This window comes from Enterococcus sp. FR204, assembly GCF_031143325.1.
Lineage (GTDB): Bacteria > Bacillota > Bacilli > Lactobacillales > Enterococcaceae > Enterococcus_B > Enterococcus_B faecium.
Genome location: NZ_JAKZIW010000091.1, coordinates 1 through 2,268 on the forward strand (window position 1 = coordinate 1; position 2,268 = coordinate 2,268).

Sequence of the window (2,268 nt, forward strand, 5' to 3'; positions counted from 1 at the left end):
GCTATTTTTTAGATCTCTTTTTTACGAGCACAAAAAAACTGCGGACAATGATTGTCCGCAGTTTAAATGATAAAATTAAGATTGTAATAGTTCTTTCACAATGGCATTTACTTGGTTTCCATCTGCTTTTCCTTTGACTTTAGGCATGATCGCACCCATGACTTTGCCAAATTCTTTCATTGATGAAGCACCAGTTTGCGTGATTGCTTCTTGAACAAGTTGTCGAATTTCTTCGTCGGAAAGTTGTTCCGGCATGTATTTTTCGACTATCACAATTTCACTTTTTACTTTTTCAGCTAAATCGTCACGTCCTGCTTCTTCAAACTCATGCAAAGAATCACGTCGCTGTTTCATTTCGCGAGACAACACCGTTAATTCTTCTTCTTCTGTCAAGTCGTGACCTTCTTTAATCTGCTCGTTTTGTATAGATGACTTGATCATTCGGATGACTTGTAAAGATTCCTTATCTTTCGCTTTCATCGCTGTTTTCATGTCATCGTTTAATCTACTTAGTAGTGACACACTACCAACTCCAATTCATCACAGAACTAGAATTTTTTGCGTTTTCTAGCTGCTTCAGATTTTTTCTTGCGTCTTACACTTGGTTTTTCGTAGAATTCACGTTTACGAGATTCTTGTAAAGTACCCGCTTTTGACACGGAACGTTTGAAGCGACGAAGAGCATCGTCAAGTGATTCGTTTTTGCGAACGACTGTTTTTGACATGTTAATTCCCTCCCTCCGAGCTTAAAAAGTAACCGTAATTGTTATTGAAATATATCTCAAAAAACAAGACTGTCCTGTAAATATTATATCTAATGCTGTTTTGACCGTCAAGGGAATCTTGCTTTTTTTTAAAATTATCAAATGTTATTTTATTTAAATCCTTATTGACAATTTTCACATCTTCCGAAAATCTCGAATCTATGCCCTTCGATCGTACATCCACCGAGCTGTTCTTCGAAATAATTCATTGGACACATATGGATTTCTTTCGTTGTTCCGCACACCGTACAGATAAAGTGATGGTGATGGCCGATTTCCCCTTGACAGCAATGAAAACGAAACTTCATCTCTCCATTTAAATCGGTTTCTTCCAGTAAATCGATTTCTGCAAAATCATGGAGATTTCGATAAATCGTATCGTAACTTACTCCTTTGAATTCCTGATTCATATAGTCAAAAACTTCTTTAGCGGATACGTAGCGATTGCGCTTCACTAAATAAGTTAACAATGCTTCTCTTTTTTTAGTATATTTAAAACCGTTATTTTTCAATGTTTCTAGTGATTGTTCGATCAACGTCTGTTTTTTCATGACTTATTCCTCCAAATCAAAATGATTACGAAGTACACATTCTAGAGTATGGTATAATAAACATAAAAAAAATGCAAGTGAGGTTTTATCCATGTCTTCCGATTCTACAGAAATCGTTACTTTTTTTGTCATCTCCGACTCTGCTGGAGAAACTGCGACAAAACTAGCGCAAGCCACTATGGCCCAATATCCTAGCGTTGAGTTCAATTTATTCCGCAGAACATTTGTGACAGATGAGAAAACATTGATGCAGGCACTGCAAGATGCACTAGAAGAAAAAGCTCTTGTCCTGCACACATTGATCAATCAAGAATTGATCGAGATGACGCGTTCTTTTTGTGAAGAACATCAATTATTTAGTTTTGATGTGATGACTCCGCCGATATCAGAAATCGAGCGCTTAACTGGTATCAAGCCCATTCGGCAACCTGGCGCCCTTCATTTATTGAATGAGAACTATTTCAAACGGATCAAAGCAATGGAATTTGCTGTAAAATACGATGACGGGAAAGATCCTCGTGGGTTTCTAGAAGCAGATGTCGTTTTGCTAGGCGTATCCCGAACTTCCAAAACGCCTTTGAGCTTGTTTTTAGCTAACAAAAATTTAAAAGTTGCCAATCTACCTTTGATCCCACAAGCACATATTCCCAAACAGCTTTGGGAGATCGATCCTAAAAAAATCGTGGGACTGACGAATAACCCAGATATTTTAAACAATATCCGTAAAGAACGGATGCGCTCTTACGGATTAAATCCTGATACTGCTTATTCCGATATCGAAAAAATACGAGCTGAACTCGATTTTGCGAATGATCTTTATGAAAAATTGGGCTGCGTAGTAATCAATGTCGCTTCTTTATCTATTGAAGAAACAGCTTCGCTTATTTTGAATGCTTTAGACCTAGAAGACCATAGTTATTATGGAACTGAAACCACCGAAGAAACAGACTAAC

At 37.3% G+C, this 2,268-nt stretch carries 4 protein-coding genes; 1 reads left to right on the forward strand and 3 read right to left on the reverse strand.

From position 1 onward, the window contains the following. Window positions 1-75: 75 nt before the first annotated feature. The 3 genes from RG571_RS11900 to RG571_RS11910 form a co-directional block, all read right to left on the reverse strand. Window positions 76-522: a GatB/YqeY domain-containing protein gene (locus RG571_RS11900; RefSeq protein ID WP_002291695.1), complete on the reverse strand. Its 447-nt coding sequence runs from the start codon at window positions 520-522 to the stop codon at window positions 76-78. A gap of 26 nt (window positions 523-548) precedes the next feature. Continuing rightward, window positions 549-725 (reverse strand): 30S ribosomal protein S21, encoded by a 177-nt coding sequence (gene rpsU / locus RG571_RS11905; protein WP_002287321.1) that lies wholly within the window; start codon window positions 723-725, stop codon window positions 549-551. A 161-nt stretch (window positions 726-886) separates the two neighbouring features. Then, entirely contained in the window at window positions 887-1,315 is a 429-nt protein-coding gene (locus RG571_RS11910; RefSeq protein ID WP_002287322.1) for a Fur family transcriptional regulator, read from the reverse strand. A 91-nt stretch (window positions 1,316-1,406) separates the two neighbouring features. Between RG571_RS11910 and RG571_RS11915 the strand changes: the two genes are divergently transcribed. Beyond that, entirely contained in the window at window positions 1,407-2,267 is an 861-nt protein-coding gene (locus RG571_RS11915) for a pyruvate, water dikinase regulatory protein (RefSeq protein WP_002291694.1), read from the forward strand. Window position 2,268 lies beyond the last annotated feature (1 nt).